At 66.0% G+C, this 15,963-nt stretch carries 12 protein-coding genes; 5 read left to right on the forward strand and 7 right to left on the reverse strand.

The window, feature by feature from the left end:
* The first annotated feature begins 4 nt into the window (after nt 1-4).
* Nucleotides 5-850 carry a fumarylacetoacetate hydrolase family protein gene (locus AB4Z00_RS21840; RefSeq protein WP_132265474.1) on the forward strand — a complete coding sequence of 282 codons (846 nt, stop codon included), beginning with the start codon at nt 5-7 and terminating at the stop codon, nt 848-850.
* 91 nt (nt 851-941) lie between these two features.
* Nucleotides 942-1,787 carry an IclR family transcriptional regulator gene (locus AB4Z00_RS21845; protein ID WP_314466153.1) on the forward strand — a complete coding sequence of 282 codons (846 nt, stop codon included), beginning with the start codon at nt 942-944 and terminating at the stop codon, nt 1,785-1,787.
* Nucleotides 1,788-1,840: 53 nt separating this feature from the next.
* Here AB4Z00_RS21845 and AB4Z00_RS21850 read toward each other — a convergent pair whose 3' ends face one another.
* The 7 genes from AB4Z00_RS21850 to AB4Z00_RS21880 all read right to left on the reverse strand — a co-directional run bounded on the left by AB4Z00_RS21850 (nt 1,841) and on the right by AB4Z00_RS21880 (nt 10,776).
* A complete protein-coding gene (locus AB4Z00_RS21850) occupies nt 1,841-3,313 on the reverse strand; it encodes a GH1 family beta-glucosidase (protein WP_442047229.1) in 1,473 nt (490 codons plus the stop codon).
* Entirely contained in the window at nt 3,310-5,673 is a 2,364-nt protein-coding gene (locus tag AB4Z00_RS21855; protein WP_442047264.1) for a glycoside hydrolase family 31 protein, read from the reverse strand. Before AB4Z00_RS21855 ends, AB4Z00_RS21850 begins: the two co-directional genes overlap by 4 nt.
* A 112-nt stretch (nt 5,674-5,785) precedes the next feature.
* Nucleotides 5,786-7,414, reverse strand: a complete 1,629-nt coding sequence (locus AB4Z00_RS21860) for an alpha-L-fucosidase (protein WP_442047230.1) — start codon at nt 7,412-7,414, stop codon at nt 5,786-5,788.
* Complete coding sequence (locus AB4Z00_RS21865) at nt 7,411-8,235, reverse strand: SGNH/GDSL hydrolase family protein (protein WP_442047231.1); 825 nt, start codon at nt 8,233-8,235, stop codon at nt 7,411-7,413. Before AB4Z00_RS21865 ends, AB4Z00_RS21860 begins: the two co-directional genes overlap by 4 nt.
* Complete coding sequence (locus AB4Z00_RS21870) at nt 8,232-9,026, reverse strand: GDSL-type esterase/lipase family protein (protein WP_442047232.1); 795 nt, start codon at nt 9,024-9,026, stop codon at nt 8,232-8,234. The genes AB4Z00_RS21865 and AB4Z00_RS21870 overlap by 4 nt, the downstream gene beginning before the upstream one ends.
* Nucleotides 9,023-9,991 (reverse strand): alpha/beta hydrolase, encoded by a 969-nt coding sequence (locus tag AB4Z00_RS21875; protein WP_442047233.1) that lies wholly within the window; start codon nt 9,989-9,991, stop codon nt 9,023-9,025. The genes AB4Z00_RS21870 and AB4Z00_RS21875 overlap by 4 nt, the downstream gene beginning before the upstream one ends.
* Nucleotides 9,988-10,776: an IclR family transcriptional regulator gene (locus AB4Z00_RS21880; RefSeq protein ID WP_314466164.1), complete on the reverse strand. Its 789-nt coding sequence runs from the start codon at nt 10,774-10,776 to the stop codon at nt 9,988-9,990. The genes AB4Z00_RS21875 and AB4Z00_RS21880 overlap by 4 nt, the downstream gene beginning before the upstream one ends.
* A gap of 266 nt (nt 10,777-11,042) precedes the next feature.
* Here AB4Z00_RS21880 and AB4Z00_RS21885 point away from each other — a divergent pair, with 266 nt between their 5' ends.
* From AB4Z00_RS21885 to AB4Z00_RS21895, 3 genes are read left to right on the forward strand one after another with little or no spacing between them, the layout of a single operon-like run.
* Complete coding sequence (locus AB4Z00_RS21885) at nt 11,043-13,856, forward strand: TonB-dependent receptor (RefSeq protein ID WP_132265488.1); 2,814 nt, start codon at nt 11,043-11,045, stop codon at nt 13,854-13,856.
* Between the two features lie 53 nt (nt 13,857-13,909).
* Nucleotides 13,910-14,296: an L-rhamnose mutarotase gene (locus AB4Z00_RS21890; RefSeq protein WP_442047234.1), complete on the forward strand. Its 387-nt coding sequence runs from the start codon at nt 13,910-13,912 to the stop codon at nt 14,294-14,296.
* Nucleotides 14,297-14,310: 14 nt separating this feature from the next.
* Nucleotides 14,311-15,930: a DUF5597 domain-containing protein gene (locus tag AB4Z00_RS21895; protein ID WP_442047235.1), complete on the forward strand. Its 1,620-nt coding sequence runs from the start codon at nt 14,311-14,313 to the stop codon at nt 15,928-15,930.
* Nucleotides 15,931-15,963: the final 33 nt, after the last annotated feature.

Below are 15,963 nucleotides of genomic sequence, written 5' to 3' on the forward strand. Positions count from 1 at the left end.
TGCTGTGAAGCTAGTGCGGTTCGGTGAGAAGGGGCAGGAACGCCCGGGAATCCTCGATGGTGAAGGCCGCATCAGGGACATATCGCAGATCGTCCCGGATATCGCCGGTGACGTGCTGACGCCGGAGGGGCTGGCTGCACTGCGCGGGCTAGACCTGGCAAGCCTGCCGCTCGCGCCCGAGGGCGCGCGGATCGGACCTTGCGTGGGCGGTGTCGGCAAGTTCGTGTGCATCGGCCTCAACTACCGCGATCACGCCCGCGAAAGCGGCATGGCGATCCCGTCGGAACCGGTGGTGTTCAACAAGTGGACCAGCGCGATCTGCGGGCCGGACGACGATATCGTCAAGCCGCGCGGCTCGGACCGGATGGACTGGGAAGTCGAACTCGGCGTGGTGATCGGCAAGGGCGGGGTCTACATTTCCGAAGCCGAAGCCCTGGACCACGTTGCCGGCTACTGCGTGGTTCACGACGTGTCGGAACGCAGCTTCCAGTTCGATCGCGGCGGCACCTGGGACAAGGGCAAGGGCTGCGATACGTTCGGCCCGATCGGCCCCTGGCTGGTCACTCCCGACGAGGCTCCGGCGCTGGACGACATGCGCCTCTGGCTGGAAGTGGACGGCGAGCGCGTGCAGGACGGCACCACGGCCGAAATGATCTTCCCCGTCGCGGCGATCATTTCGCATCTCAGCCAGTTCATGAGCCTTCAGCCCGGCGACGTGATATCGACGGGTACGCCCGCCGGTGTCGGACTGGGCTTCGATCCGCCTCGCTTCCTCTCGGCGGGCCAGGCCGTGCGCCTGGGCATCGAGGGTCTGGGCGAGCAGAACCAGCGCGTGGTCGCGGCCGGCTGATCGCGAACGGCCGTCAAGGATGATCGCGGCGGGGACGGTCCCCGCCGCGTGGCTCGCGGGGGGCGGGCAGGAGCAAGGAAGGGCAAAGATTTTGGGCAACGTCCGCTCCGCAGGAGCATCAGGGGCAAAGCGCGGATCCGACACCGAAAGCGGTGAGACGGACGGCAAGCGTGCCTATTCCGCACCCGCGCTGGAAAAAGGGATCGAGATCCTCGAACTTTTCGCGCGCGATCCCAGCGGCCTTACGATCAGCGAGATCGCCCAGCGGCTGGAACGTTCGATCAGCGAAGTGTTCCGCATCATCATCGTGATGGAGCGGCGCGGCTGGCTGCGCAAGGATCCCGCCAACGACCGCTACAGCGTGTCCTACCGCGTGCTGGATGTCGCCTTTCGCGCCACGCCCGCACATACCTTGAGCAATGTCGCGGCGCCGGTCATGCACCAGTTGTCGATCGATACCAACCAGTCGTGCCATCTGGTGGTCCGCACCGGCGCTGCCGCCACGGTGATCCATCGCCAGGAGAACGCCGGGCCGGTAGGCTTCGGCATTCGGCTGGGCACGGTGGTGGACATGATGACGAGCTGTTCGGGGCACGTCCTCCTGGCCTTCACCTCGCCGGAGCGCCGGGCGGCCGCGATCGCCGATTTGCCAGACGCCAGCCAGGCAGCGCTGCGGCGGCTTGAAAAACGCCTCGATACGGTCCGCGAGCAGGGCTATGAAATGCAGCCGAGTGCGCGGGCGTCCGGCGTGACCGACATCAGCTTCCCGGTCTTCGGCTTCGACGGGCAGGTCAGCGCCGCGCTCACCTTGCCGTTTCTCCTGACCATCGACGGCTCCCAGCGAACCGACCTCAACGAAACGCGCCGGATGCTGGGCGAAGCGGCGCGGCAGATCTCCGCCGGACTCGGCTGGCTGCCGCCGCGGGAAGAAGACTGAGCCCATCGCCGCGGTATCCCCGGCCGGACAGGACCGGCCGGGGGGCGCGACAGTCAGACCAGCTTGTTGCTGCGGATCAGTTCGCGGTACCAGTCGGCGCTGAGCTTCGGCGTGCGCTTCTGGGTCTTGAAGTCGACGTGGTGGATCCCGAACAGCTTGGTATAGCCGTCCTCCCACTCGAAGTTGTCCATCAGGCTCCAGAGGAAGTAGCCGTCCACGGGATAGCCTTCCCTCACTGCCCGCTGGAGGTGGGTCAGGTAATTGCGCAAGTACATCACGCGGTCGGCATCGTAGACTTTGCCGTCCTGGGCCACGGGATCGTCGGCCGAGCAGCCGTTCTCCGAAATATAGAGCTTCTTCGGCTTCCACAGCTCGCTGACGGTGCGGATCGACCAGTACAGCGCTTCCGGGGTCACGTAGAGCCAGGGTGAGGCCATGCGCGGCGAATTGGCGAGATGCGGCAGGATCTCGTAGCCGCTCGCCGTAGCGGCAGCCCGCACGGTGTTCGCGGTGTAGACGTTGAGCGAGACGAAATCGAGCGGGCTGCCGATCGCCTTCATGTCGCCTGCCTGCACCTTGGGCGCGTCCTTGCCCTGCGCGGCAAGGTAGCTGTCGATATAGCGCCCTTCCATGATCGCGGTGAGGAACATGGCGTTCTCCTCGCGCATGGCCTTCTTGGTCGCCTCGATGTGCTCAGGCGTTTCGATGGCGGGGACGAAGATGGTGGCGTTGTCGGCCAGGCCGACCTGGGTTCCGGCCCTGGCATGGGCGCGGATCGCCTGGACGCCGAGCCCGTGCGCGAGCACGCCGTGGTGCCGCACCTGGTTGACCTGATCCATCGGCAGCCGCAGCGCGGGGGCCTTGTTGCCGTTCCAGTAGGCAAGGTCGGTGAAGCAGCGCAGTTCGTTCACCGTCATGAAGTGCTTCACGCGGTCGGACGTCTTGCTGGCCATGAAGCCGGCATAGTCCGCGAAGGCAAGGGCGGTATCGCGCGATTGCCAGCCGCCCTGGAGGCCGGTGGGCAGGTCCCAGTGGAACAGCGTCATGTGCGGCTCGATGCCCGCGGCGAGCAGGCCATCGACAAGGCGGTTGTAGTAGTCGAGCCCCTTCTGGTTGGGCTTGCCCTTGCCGCTCGGGAAAATGCGCGACCAGGCCACCGAGAAACGGTAGGCCTTCACGCCCAGCGCCTTCAGCAGCGCGATATCCTCGGCATAGCGGTGATAGCTGTCGCAGGCGACATCGCCCGTGCCGCCGTCCGTCGTCTTGCCGGGGGTGTGCGCATACGTGTCCCAGACGGTCTCACCGCGGCCGTCTTCCTTGACGCCGCCTTCGATCTGGTAGGCCGCGGTGGCGCAGCCCCAGGTGAAGTCGGCAGGAAAGCCCAGCGGGTCCTGAGTCCCGCGATCCGTGCGCGGCCCCGTGCCGGGGGCGGAAGGTTGCGCGGAGGCGGGCCAGGCGCCCAGTGCCGTGCCGAGGCCTGCTGCTGCCAGCCCCAGCCCGAGTTCCCTGCGATTGATACCGGTCATTGTCCTGCTTCCTGTCCTGCCGTACCCGCCCCGATCACGCGCACCAGGCCGGAAACGGACTGGCCGGTGGGGAGCTTGCTTTTGCTCGTGAGCGTTCCGGCCGCCTGGTTCCACACCAGCTCGGCCTTGCGCCCGTCGCTCTTGCGATAGGCGTTCGTCGTACCGTCATCGTCGTAGAGCGTGAAGTGGCTGTCTGCGCCCGGATAGACCCGGATGCTTTCGATCGCCTGCTGCTCCGCCGTGCTCTTCACGGCCGCGCCCATCGGCACGATCGAGCCCGCTTTCACGAACAGCGGAATGCGGGAGATCGAGGCATCGACGTCCACGCTCTGTCCGCCTTCGAAACGCTGGTTGGTCCAGTAATCGTACCAGGCGGTGCCGGCGGGGAGGTAGACCGACTTGCGGGTCTGCCCCTGCTCGGTGACCGGCGCCACCAGGAAGGCCGGGCCGAACATATATTCGTCGCCCAGCGTCGCGGCCTTGGGATCGTTCGGGAAGTCCATGAACAGCGCGCGCATGAAGGGCGCGCCGGTCTCGTAAGTGTGCCGTCCCAGGGAATAGATATAGGGCATGAGTGTGTAGCGCAGGCGCAGGTAGTCCGCGAGGATCGGCTCGGCGGCGGTGCCGTATTCCCAGATCGCCGTGGCTGGGCGCTGGCCGTGGATGCGCAGGGTGGGGGTGAAGACGCTGTACTGGAACCAGCGCACGAAGAGTTCGGGATAGTCCGGATAGTCGGGCGCCATGGCGGTCGCTCCGGCGGGATCGACCAGCACGGGATGTTCGGCTTTCGGACCGCTCGGCCACTGCCAGCCGCCGATGTCGCTGCCCCAATAGGCCAGGCCCGAGGCGGTGAAGTTCAGGCCGGTGGGGATCTGACGGTGCAGGGCTTCCCAGGTGGACTTCACGTCCGAGGACCAGAACAGGCTGCCGGTGCGCTGCGAGCCGAGGTAGGCGGCGCGCGACAGGATCATGTTGCGCATGCCGGGCCGGTCGCGCGCAGAGCCTTCCGCCGCGCCCGAGGTGTGCACCAGCGGGAACAGGTTGTGGTAGCGATCGCCCGATCCGATGGAGTAGAAATAGCCGTCCGGAATGAGATCGGGCTCGGTTTCATCCAGCCAGAGCCAGTCGAAGCCCTGGCTGAGGATATTGTCGCGCACTTTGCCCCAGAACCACGCGCGGGCCTCGGGATTGGTGCTGTCGATCAGCGCACCGGCCCGGTCGAAGCGCATGGGCAATCCGTCCACGGGCTTGCCGTCCTTGTCCTTCAGGAACCAGCCCTTGCCCGCCAGCATGTCGAAGTAACGCGATTCCCGCTCGAAACGGGGCCAGACGCTGATGATGGAGCGCATGCCCATCGATTTCAGGGTGTCGTTCATGCCCTTCGGATCGGGGTAGTACGTCCGGTCGATGTCGAGCTGGCCCATGCGGGTCCAGTAGAACCAGTCCAGCACCATGACGTCGAGCGGATAGCCGCGCTGGCGATAGCCATTGGCGATGCCGAGCAGTTCCTGCTGGCTTTCGTAGCGCGCCTTGCTCTGGATCAGGCCGAAGCCGGCCTTGGGCGGTAGCGGGGTGGCGCCGGTCAGCTTGGCGTAACCGGCGTAAAGTTCGTCGCTGGTCTTGCCGGTGATGACGAAGAACGAGACGCGCTCACCCACTTGCGACTGGAAGCGGGTGGTCGAATGAAGGCCCGGCCAGACCAGGGTGCGCGCCGGGTTGTCCCAGACGATGCCCCAGAGCTTGCCGTTGGCTTTGGTGGTGACGAGGAACGGCACGCAGACGGTTTCGCCCGCCGGCGCGTCATAGCTGTGCGAGCAGTCGATCTGGCGGCCCTTGAGATCGAGCGTGCCTTCCTGGTTCTGGCCGAGGCCGTAATAATGCTCGCCCGACACCGCCTCGAACGTCGCGCCGACCTTGAAGGTCTTCTCGCCGTTGACGGTGACGGGGGCCATGTCCCAACCCGTCATCTTCGTCAGCAACTCCCCTTGGCCGTCGCGGATCGACAGGCTGACCGGCGGCAGCGAAGGCGCGAAATAGCGCTCCATCTGGCTCGGTGCCTTGGGCCAGGGCTTGGCATCGACCGTGAGGCTGAGCGCGGAGGATGCGAAGATGTCGCCGTCGGTGCCGGCGCTATGGTTCCACCCGGCGGCGTCCGGCGCGGCATTGGGGCCTTCGCCCGGCGCGGCTTCGGCCAGTTCGGGATCGAGAGCGATGGTTACGCGCACGATGTTGGGCGCATAGGGCTCCACGGCGACGCGCGTTCCGTTGCGGTCCAGCAATGCCATCGGCGCTGCCAGCGCGGGCATGGCCAGGCCGAGGCAGGCCGCGCCCGCAACGCTCGCCAGCGCGCCGGCTTTCATCGATCTGGCCTTCATCGATCTGGCCATTGTCGTCTGAGCCTTCATTCGGGCTTTTAGGCTTCCTGCGATCATTCCTCTTGTCCCCTGTTCGCCTGCAATGTCGTTTTGCAATTCAGATCAATCCACGCCCGTCGATACGGACGACCGGTACGAAGCCGCGGTGGCCGCGCGGCATTTCAAGATGGAGCCCTTGCCCGTCGCGGCGGTGAACCAGCGGTCCGCTGCCAAGCAGGGTCACCTTTTCGACCACCCCCGGTTCGCGGCCGGCAGCCAGCGTCGCGATCGTGACGTCGCCCTCCGGCTTGCCGAGCACCAGCGCGTAAAGCGCGCCCTTGTTGGTGGTGAAGCGAATATCGCGCGCGGTGAAGGGTTTCGCCTTGTCCTCGCTCTGCATGCCCAGCACCGGACGGTTCGGGCCTTCGCCGTAATGGCGCCAGGGACGGGAGCCGAAGATCGCCTCTCCCCCGGTTTCCATCCACTCCGACATCTGGTCGAGTATCCGGTCTTCCTCGCTGTCGATCGAGCCGTCACCCGGCTGCGGAATCGACAGCAGCAGGTTGCCGTTCTTCGACACGACATCGGCCAGCCGCTGGATCACTTCCTCGGCGGTCTTGTAGCTTTTGTCGTTGAGGCGGGCGACGTTGTAGAACCAGTCGCCGATGCAGGTGTCGGTCTGCCAGGGTTCGTCCCAGATATGGTCGGTATAGCCGCGTTCGACGTCCTGGACCACGCCGAAGCGGGCCTCGGGCGAGAGCTGCTTGGCGGTCAGGACGACGTCGATCTTGCCGTGCCACTGGATCGAGCGGTTGTAGTAGTCCGCCGCCGCCTCCAGCCCAACGGGGCCGAACGGCAGTCCGTAGTCATCGAAATAGACCAGGTCGGGCCGGTACTTGTCGATGAGGTCGGTCTGGCGCAGCAGCCAGCGGGTGACGTAGGCCGGGTCGTCCTTGGGCCCGGTCTCGATCCATTGGCCGTCGTTCGCCTCGTGCCACGCGTTCATCGCGGCGATGCTGTCGATCCCATCGGGCATGACGGCATGGCCGCCGGTATAGAGTTCCTGCGGGTCGAGCCCGTCCCACCACTGGCCCTTGCCATGGGCCTTGCGCAGGCTGAAGGCATCGTAGCGGCGGCCCTTATCCGGTCCGGTCGGGTCGTAGCCATAGGCGGTCTGGTACCAGTGCCAGGCGTGGGCGGCGTGATTGGAGACGCCGAAGCGCAGCCCGGCCCGGCGCGCGGCTTTCTCCCAGATTCCCACCACGTCCTTGCGCGGGCCGACGCGCAGGCTGTTCCAGGCGTGGTAGCGGCTGTCGTAGCAATCCAGGTTGTCATGGTGGCAGGCGAGGGCGACGAAATACTTGGCGCCGGCCTTCTTGTAGCGCTCCACCAGCGCTTCCGGCTGCCAGCGTTCCGCCGTCCAGCGGTTCTGGATGTCCTTCATCCCCTCCACCGACGGATGGCCGTAAGTCTTGAGGTGATGTTCGTACATCGGGTGGCCCTGCATGTACATGAAGCGCCCGTACCAGTCGCCCTGCTGCGGAACCGACTGCGGCCCCCAGTGCGCCCAGAGGCCCAGCTTCGCGTCCCGGAACCAGTCGGGATAGCGGTAGTTCGCCACCAGCGAAGGCCAGTTGGCCTGCACCGGCCCGGGCATCGTGCCCATGGCGCTGGCGGCACGCGCGGTGCGGGCGAGGCCCAGCGCCGCGGCGCCGGCCAGGAAGGAGCGTCGCTTGAGGTCCATCATTTGGGGGCTCCCGAAGTTCCGGTAATGGTGGCGGCAATGGCGGCGAGGGCCAGCGGGCGCATGACGGCATAGCCTTCCGGCGTGGGATGAACGCCGTCGCTGGCAAGGCCCGGCTTCATGGCGCCGTCCGGCTGGGCCATGGCCCGGTGGTAGTCGACATAGCCGAAGTGGTTGATGCGGGCATAGGCGGAGAGCCGCCTGTTCATCTCGTCCACCTGAGGCGCAGGCAGCTTGCCCGGGCTCCAGGGGAAGGCGGCGGCGGGGGGAACGGAGGCGATGATCACCTTGATCCCGTGCGCGCGGGCCAGTTCCGCCATGCTCTGGATATTGCCCATGACCGTGTCGATCGTCGCCGCGCCGGTATTGCCCGCGATGTCGTTGGTGCCGGCCATGATGTGCACGGTCTCGGGCTTCAGGTCGACGACGTCCTGGCGGAAGCGCACCAGCATCTGCGCGGTGGTCTGGCTGCTGATGCCGCGATCGACGATGCCGCCGGTGAAGAATTGCGGATCGGCGTTGATCCAGTTGTCAGTGATGGAATCGCCCATGAAGACGACCCGGACTTTCTGCCCCGCCAGCGCCCGGTTCGCCTCTGCATAGCGGCAGAGCTGCCCGAAATCGCGGGTCAGCATGTGGAGGTTCCAGAGTTGCCAGCCGGCGGCATCCGCAGGTGCGGGATGGACCGGGCAGGGATCGGTGACGATGCCGACCGGATCCTCGGCGTGGGGATCTCCCGGCACGCGCGTTTCCGCGGCGGCAGGGTGAGCAAGGCAGAAGCCCAGTGCCAGCGCGGCGACCGGGAGCAGGCGGCTCGTTTTCATTTCTTGCCTTTCAGGGCCTGTTCGATGGCGCGCTGGGCGATTGGCGCCATCACTGCATAGCCGTTGTCGAGCGGATGGACGCCGTCTTCGGTGAAGCGCGCCGCCATCAGGCCGTCACGGTCGGCCATGGGGGTGTGGTAGTCTGCGAAGCCATATCCCCGCCTGGCGCAGAAGGCGCGAAGCCAGGCATTGAGCGCCAGAATTTCCTTCGGATCGCGCTCCTTCACGACGTCTTTCGCTGCCGGGGTATAGTTGTTCACCGGGAGCAGGGCGCCGAACACGACCTTGATCCCGTGGCGATCCGCCAGGTCGGCCAGGGCCTCCCAATTCGTCTCGATCTGATCGGGCGTCTCGTGCTGGAGAAAGCCCTGGATGTCGTTGATTCCCGCCAGAATGACGACCGCAGAAGGCTTCAGCGCGACCACGTCCTGATGGAAACGCAGGACCATCTGCGCGGTCACCTGGCTGCCGATGCCGCGATTGACGTAAGGCTTGCCGGGAAAGCTGGCCGTCAGGTTCCAGCGATCGGTGATGGAATCGCCCAGGAAGACCACGCGCTTTTCGCCGGGGCGCGGTGCGGGAAGGGCTGCGTTGGCGGGGGCATAGAGATAGCGCTCGCCGAAGTCCTGCATCAGGCTGGGCACGAGCTTCGCGCGGAACGGCCCGAGCCACTGGCCCCAGTCCTTTTCCTCCACGGTCCTGCGCTCGGGAGAGCTTTGATATTGCTGCGCCGCCGCCTGGACAGAAGCGAGGCCCGCAACCAGCGCCAGGGCGGCCATGCCTGCCCTCACGCCGCGGTCACTCCGTGCGTGGCGGCGAAACTGGCGAAAAGCGAAGGCCAGGCGGCTGCCTGCATGGTTGCGGGCAGGCGAACGCCGAAGCCATGGCCGCCGTTCTCGAAGATGTGCAGGGCGCTAGCCCGTTTGGCTTCCTGCAGGGCCTGGAACAGGGCGATGCTGTTGGCGGGCGGCACCAGGCCGTCGTCGGCCGCATGGACCAGGAACGTCGGGCAGGTCGCCCCGTCGACGCGCTCTTCCACCGAACGGGCCTTCTGCATGGCGGGGGTGGAACCCGGTCCGAGCAGGTTGTCCCGCGAACCGACATGCGTGAAGGGCGCGAGCAGGCTGACGACGGGATAGACCAGACCGGCCACTTGCGGCGCGGCGCTCTGGCTGTCGGCCTGATCGACCGGCTGGTAGACGCGCTCCGAATGGCGGGTGGCGAGCGATCCGGCCAGGTGGCCGCCCGCGGAAAAGCCGAGCACGCCCACTTTGCCGGGATCGATGCCGAACCGGCTCGCGCCGGCGCGGATCAGGCGCATGGCGCGCTGGGCATCCTGCAGGGGAACGTCCTCGCGTTTGCTCCAGCCTTCGCCGGGGAGCCTGTAAAGCAGGATGAAGGCCGTCACGCCTCTGGCATTGAGCCAGGCCGCCTGGCTCGTGCCTTCGTTGTCGTAGGACAGAAAGCCGTAGCCGCCGCCCGGCACGATCAGCATGGCGCTGCCGTTGGGCCGGGCCGGACGCTTCACCACCAGAACGGGCCGGTCGATCCCCGTCACCCAGCGATCGGGCTTTGCGGGGTCCCTGGACTGGTCCGCCACCTTGCGGTGGATCGGCGCGGCAGGCGCACCGGGCGCTGCGCCGGGCCAGAGCGGCACGACTTCGTCCTGAGCGCTGGTCTGCGCACGCGCCAGGCGTGGCAGGATGGTCAGCGCGGCCGCGGCGGCCAGCGTGGTGCGGCGGGTGAACTGGGTCACGGGGTCTGCTCCTGAAGCTCCGGGGATGTCCATTGGCGGATCGGGGACATGGCATTGCCGATCGCGGCCGCTGCCTGGCGCACGCTGGCGCTGCATTCCTCGATCGTGGTCTTGCTGGCAGGCCCGGCGACGAACGGCACGGTGAGCGCGGCGCGCGCGATCCCGCCGAACAGGATGGGGGCCGAAAGGTCGGTGATCCCGGTCAGCATCGGGCTGGGCTCGCTGGCGCCGCCGGCAGCGGCCACCTTTTCGAGCCTGGCGATCAGCTCGCCTTCATCGAAGGCCGGGTTTGCGCTGCGGATGTCGCCCAGCATGGCGGCGCGCGACTCGGCCGACTGGAAGGCGAGCAGGATGCGGCCGGAGTTCGAGAGGTGCAGCGGACGGCGATAGCCGACTCTGACGGCGAATCCCGAAAGTCCCGGCGCTTCGATCGCGATGATGACGATCATCTCGGCACCCGATGCGACGGCGAGGTGGCAGCTCTGGCCCACGCCGCGGGCCAGCTCCTGCATGACCGGAAGCGCGGTGGAGGCCAGGTCGCGGATCGGCGGTTGGCTCATGCCCAGCGCGAACAGCCGGTTGGTCAGCCGGTAGCCGTCCTCGGCCCGCGCGATGTAGCCGTGCTCTTCCAGCACCTGCAACATTCGAAATATTTCACTGACCGACCGGCCCAGCGCCGCCGATATGTCCGACATGATCAGTGGCTCGCTCGAACCTGCCAGAAGTTCGAGGATTTCCAGCCCCTTTTTCAGCGCGGGCGCCTGATAGCGCGTCTTGCCGTCCATCGATCCTCTCCGATCCCTTGCCCGCCCCTTATTCGCCGAGGGAGCGCGGAATTTCCATGTGCCATCGACCACAATCCACATATGAAATCAATTTTTATATTTCACAATGTGTCAATTGCGAGTAATGAGTCGCTCGTCGTCACCGCGCTCGTGCGGACAAGGCGAAGCAGGATCGGGAACGGGCAAGGTCGGTAACGGGCCAAGGCCGCCCGGCGATGCGACTTTTGAGGATGTGCTCCGCCGAGGAGCCAGGGAGAGGGAAGTCCATGAGGACGATTGATCAGGCATCGCGCCGTGCGCGTCTGCTTACGGGTATTTCGGTTGCAACCGTCGCTCTGGGCGTGATGTCGCCTGCCAGCGCTCAGGACGCTTCGGGCGTGGAAGCCGCCGCGCCGCAGGATGCGGAAGGCCAGGCCGGAGACATCGTCGTGACCGGCGTGCGCGCAAGCCTCAGCAACGCGCAGTCGATCAAGCGCAACTCGGACGTGATCGTCGATTCCATCGTGGCGGAAGACATCGGCAAGCTGCCTGACCGCAACGTGGCCGAAGCGCTTCAGCGCATCACCGGCATCCAGATCCAGCGCAGCTTCGGCGAAGGCAGCTCGGTCTCCATCCGCGGGCTCAGCCAGGTGCGCACCGAAGTGAACGGCCGCGACGTGTTCACGGCCAACGGCGGCCGCAACCTCAGCCTCGAAGACGTGCCTTCCGAGCTTCTGGCCGGCGTGGACGTCTACAAGAACCCCTCGGCCGACCAGATCGAAGGCGGCATCGGCGGCCTGATCAACTTGCGCACGCGCAAGCCCTTCGACTTCGACGGGTTCAAGGCCTCGGCCAGCGCCAGCATCAACTATTACGATCTCTACGGAAAATCGACGCCGCAGGCCAACCTGCTGCTCTCCGACCGCTGGAATACCGGCATCGGCGAAATCGGCGTCATGGTGGACTTCGCCTACCAGAAGACCGCGTTCCGCCAGGACCAGATCTCCAGCCAGCCGTTCTACGAACTGGACCAGTCACTGGATGCGAACGGCAATCCGAACAACGCCACCGACTATGCCGTGGCATCCGGTCTCGGCCGCCTGGGCAAGGACACCTACCTGCCGCACGGCGTGGGCATCGGCCAGTACCTGGGCGACCGCCGCCGCCTGGGCGTGGACGCGGCGATCCAGTGGAAGCCGACCGACACCCTGCTCGTCACGGGCGAATATGTGCGCTCGGACTACAAGTTCCAGTACGGCGACTACAGCTTCTTCGCCTATACCGGCAACAATCCGATCACGCCGGACTATACCCAGCCGTTCACCTTTGATGACGACGGCAATTTCCGCAGCGGCACTTTCGCCAGCGTTCCCATCGATTCCAACACCAGCCTCGAGCGCCGCAAGTCGGTCACCAATGACTTCTCGCTTAACCTGAAGTGGACGCCGACCAACAACCTGTCGGTCAACGGCGACTTCCAGTACATTCGTGGCACCACGGACGGCCAGCGCTCGATCGTCATCCTGCACTCCAATGCGGAGCGGCTCTATCAGGTGGTCGGCAGCGGCGTGCCGACGATGGACATCCTGCCCGACAACGATCCCAGCAATGGCAACGGCTCCGTCACCGACGTGGCGAACTACGCCCCGCTGGGCGGCGGGTACCTGGACCACATCGATCACTCGGTGGGCAAGGAATACGCCGGGCGCCTCGATGCGGAATACCGCTTCGACAACAGCATCCTGCGCTCGATTTCGGCAGGCCTGCGCTATACCGACCGTTCCGCGGTCACCGATTCCAGCACTTACGCCTATTACGGCACGAGCGCGCTGGCCGATAACCTCTATGAAGTCCACCCGTTCCGCGGCGATCTCTATCGCGGCTATCAGGGCGTGCCGGACGGCGGCGTGTTCTTCAGCCGCGGGATCGTGCTCGACTACGACGCCACCCGCCAGGCGCTGGCGCCTTATGTCAGCGATTCCCAGCGCCAGTCGCTGCTTGACGGCGTGAGCTACGTCCCCAGCGACCGCAACACCCAGGGCGAGAAGACCTATACCGCCTATGGCCTGGCCAAGTTCGACTTCGCCGACGCCGGCTTCCCGCTGGACGGCAATATCGGCGTCCGCGTGATCAAGACCAAGGTCTCGACCGACGGCTTCATCGTCCAGACCCCCCAGGTCATCATCGACGGCCAGCCGGGCAACGGCCCCATCTCCTACGTGGCGCTGGGGGTGAATTCCAACTACACCAAGGCGCTGCCGAGCCTGAACCTGCGCTATCACTTCAATGACAAGTTGCAGCTCCGCCTGGCCGCGTCGAAGGGCCTGACGCGCCCTGACTTCTCGCAGTTGAACCCCAACATCAATATCGTCGAGTTCAATTCCGGCAGCGGCCTGCGCACTGCCTCCAGCGGCAATCCTTTCCTGAAGCCGCTGGAAGCCAAGCAGTTCGACGCCTCGCTCGAATGGTACTTCTCGCAGACCGGCTCGCTCTACGGCGCGGCGTTCTACAAGAAGGTGGACGGCTTCATCGCCAACATCACCAGCACCGAGACGTATGACTTCGGCAATGGTCCCTTCACCGTTGACGTCACGCGCCCGCTCAATGGCGACAACGGCAAGATCAAGGGCTTCGAGATCGGTGGCAACACCTTCTTCGACTTCCTGCCCGGCATATGGTCCGGCTTCGGTGTCCAGGCGAACTTCACTTATGTGGACAGCAAGGCGCCGAGCCCCGACGCGGCCGACAACGAAGGCAACAAGCTGTCGGTGCCGCTCGAACTGCTCTCGAAGTACAGCTACAACCTGATCGGCTTCTACGATCGGGGGCCGCTCTCGGCCCGCGTGGCCTACAACTGGCGCAGCAAGTACGTGGTGACCACGCGTGGCAACGGCAGCGGCAATCTGCCGATCTTCAACGACGCGCGCGGTCAGCTTGACGCCTCGATCACCTATACCGTGACGCCGAACTTCGCGTTGACGGTGGACGGCGTGAACCTGACCAATACGGAGAACCGCACTTATTACGGTATCGCCAGCAGGCCGCAGTCGAACGTTCTGAACGATCGCCGCGTTAGCCTGACGGCACGCCTGACCTACTGATCCGGCTTGCTGCGGCCGCCTCGCTTGCTATCCCGCAGGCGAGGCGGCCGCTCATGACGCCGGCCGCCGGCGATGCCACGGAAGAGGGGAAGGCGATGCGACAGGTTCTGCTGATAGATCTTGCGGACGAAGCCGAAGCCATCGCGCGCTACGAGGGCTGGCATGCGGCGGGCGCGGTGCCGGAGGCGGTCGTGCAGAGCATTCGCACCGCGCGGATCCGCGACATGGAGATCTACCGCACCGGGAACCGGCTGGTCATGGTCATGGAGACGGAGCTCGGCTTCGATCCGGCCGAAAAGGCGGCCGCCGATGCTGCGGACCCGGCCGTGCAGGCCTGGGAGCAATTGATGGACCAGTTCCAGCGTCCGCTTGCCTGGGCCGCCGCCGACAGCAAATGGACGGCGGCCAGCCGCATCTTTTCCCTTCAAGAACAGCCCTGAGGACGACCCGCACGATGCGATCTTCTGCAATCCTGCTGGCCAGCGCTATGCTCTCCTCCGTGGCTGCCCCGGCCCTGGCTCAGGGCGAGGTCCCGCATATCGAGACGCGCCAGGGGCGCCATGCCCTGATCGTCGACGGGGCGCCGTTCCTGATGCTGGCGGGGCAGGTCAACAACAGCTCCAATTATCCCAAGCCGCTGCAGACCGCCTGGCCGGTGCTGGACCGCATCGGCGCGAACACGGTGGAAATTCCCGTCGCCTGGCAGCAACTGGAGCCGCGCGAGGGGCAGTTCGATTTCAGCTTCGTCCAGGCCCTGCTCGACCAGGCGCGCAGCCATGACAAACGCGTGGTCCTGCTGTGGTTCGGTGCCTGGAAGAACACGGGCCTCGCCTATACGCCCGATTGGGTGAAGGTGGACAATCGGCGCTTCCCGCGGATGAAGAAGCCGGATGGCAGCGACCACGATGTCCTGACCCCGCACAGCGCGGAAACGCTGCGCGCGGACAAGCGGGCCTTCCTGGCGCTCATGACTTATGTGCGGGACCACGATCCGCAGAACACCATCGTCATGGTCCAGCCCGAGAACGAGGTCGGAAGCTACCGCAATCCCCGCGATTACGGGGCAGCGGCGCAGAAGCTGTTTGCAGGCGCCGTGCCGCAGGCATTGACGCGGCGGCTCGGCGGCCGCTCCGGCACCTGGAGCCAGGTCTTCGGCGACAAGGCGGACCGGGCCTTCAACACCTGGTTCACGGCGCGCTACATCGAGGAACTGGCGGCGGCGGGCAAGGCGATCAAGCCGCTGCCGATGTACGTCAACGCCGCACTGGCCGATCCGTTCAAGGAACCGGACCCACAAAGCGTCGCCAGCGGCGGGCCGCAGGGCGATGTCCTCGACATCTGGAAGGCGGCGGCGCCTTCGCTCGATTTCGCGGCGCCGGACATCTATGATCGCAAGAGCCGCAATGTCCTGAAGCACCTCGATCTCTATACCCGGCCGGACAACGCGCTGATGGTGCCGGAAATCGGCAATGCGCGCGAATATGCCCGGTACTTCTGGCCGGCGCTGGGGCGCGGCGCCATCGGGTTCTCGCCGTTCGGCATGGACGGCAGCGACTATTTCAACTTCCCGCTCGGCGCCAAGAGCTTCGACGAGGCCACGCTGGACGCCTATGCCGCGAAGTACCGCGTGCTGTCGGAGGCGATGCGGCCCTGGGCGAAGATCGCCTTCGAGCATCCGACCTGGGGCGCCGCCAAGCCCGATGACGGCACGGCGCAGGAGACGACCATGGGCAACTGGCAGATCACGGCCAGCTTCGGCCAGTGGCAGTTCGGCCAGCGCGAATGGTTCCCCGATGCCGACCTTCCGGCCTGGGCCTCGGAGCCGGTCGGCGGCATCGCCGTCGCGCAGCTTTCGGCCGATACGTTCCTGCTGACAGGCGATCACGCCCGAGTGTCGTTTGCATCGGCAACGGGCAGCCCGCCGAACGGCATGGTCCTCAGGATCGAGGAAGGGCACTTCGCCAAGGACGAATGGGTCACGGACCGGGTGTGGAACGGGGACCAGACCGATTACGGCATCAATCTCACCGCGCGGCCCGTGTGGCTGAAGGTCACGATGGGGCGCTACAGGTAAGAAGGCGCCTGCGCTAAACCGCTTGGGTAAAGA

The organism is Novosphingobium sp. YAF33 (assembly GCF_052113265.1).
Taxonomy (GTDB): Bacteria; Pseudomonadota; Alphaproteobacteria; order Sphingomonadales; family Sphingomonadaceae; genus Novosphingobium.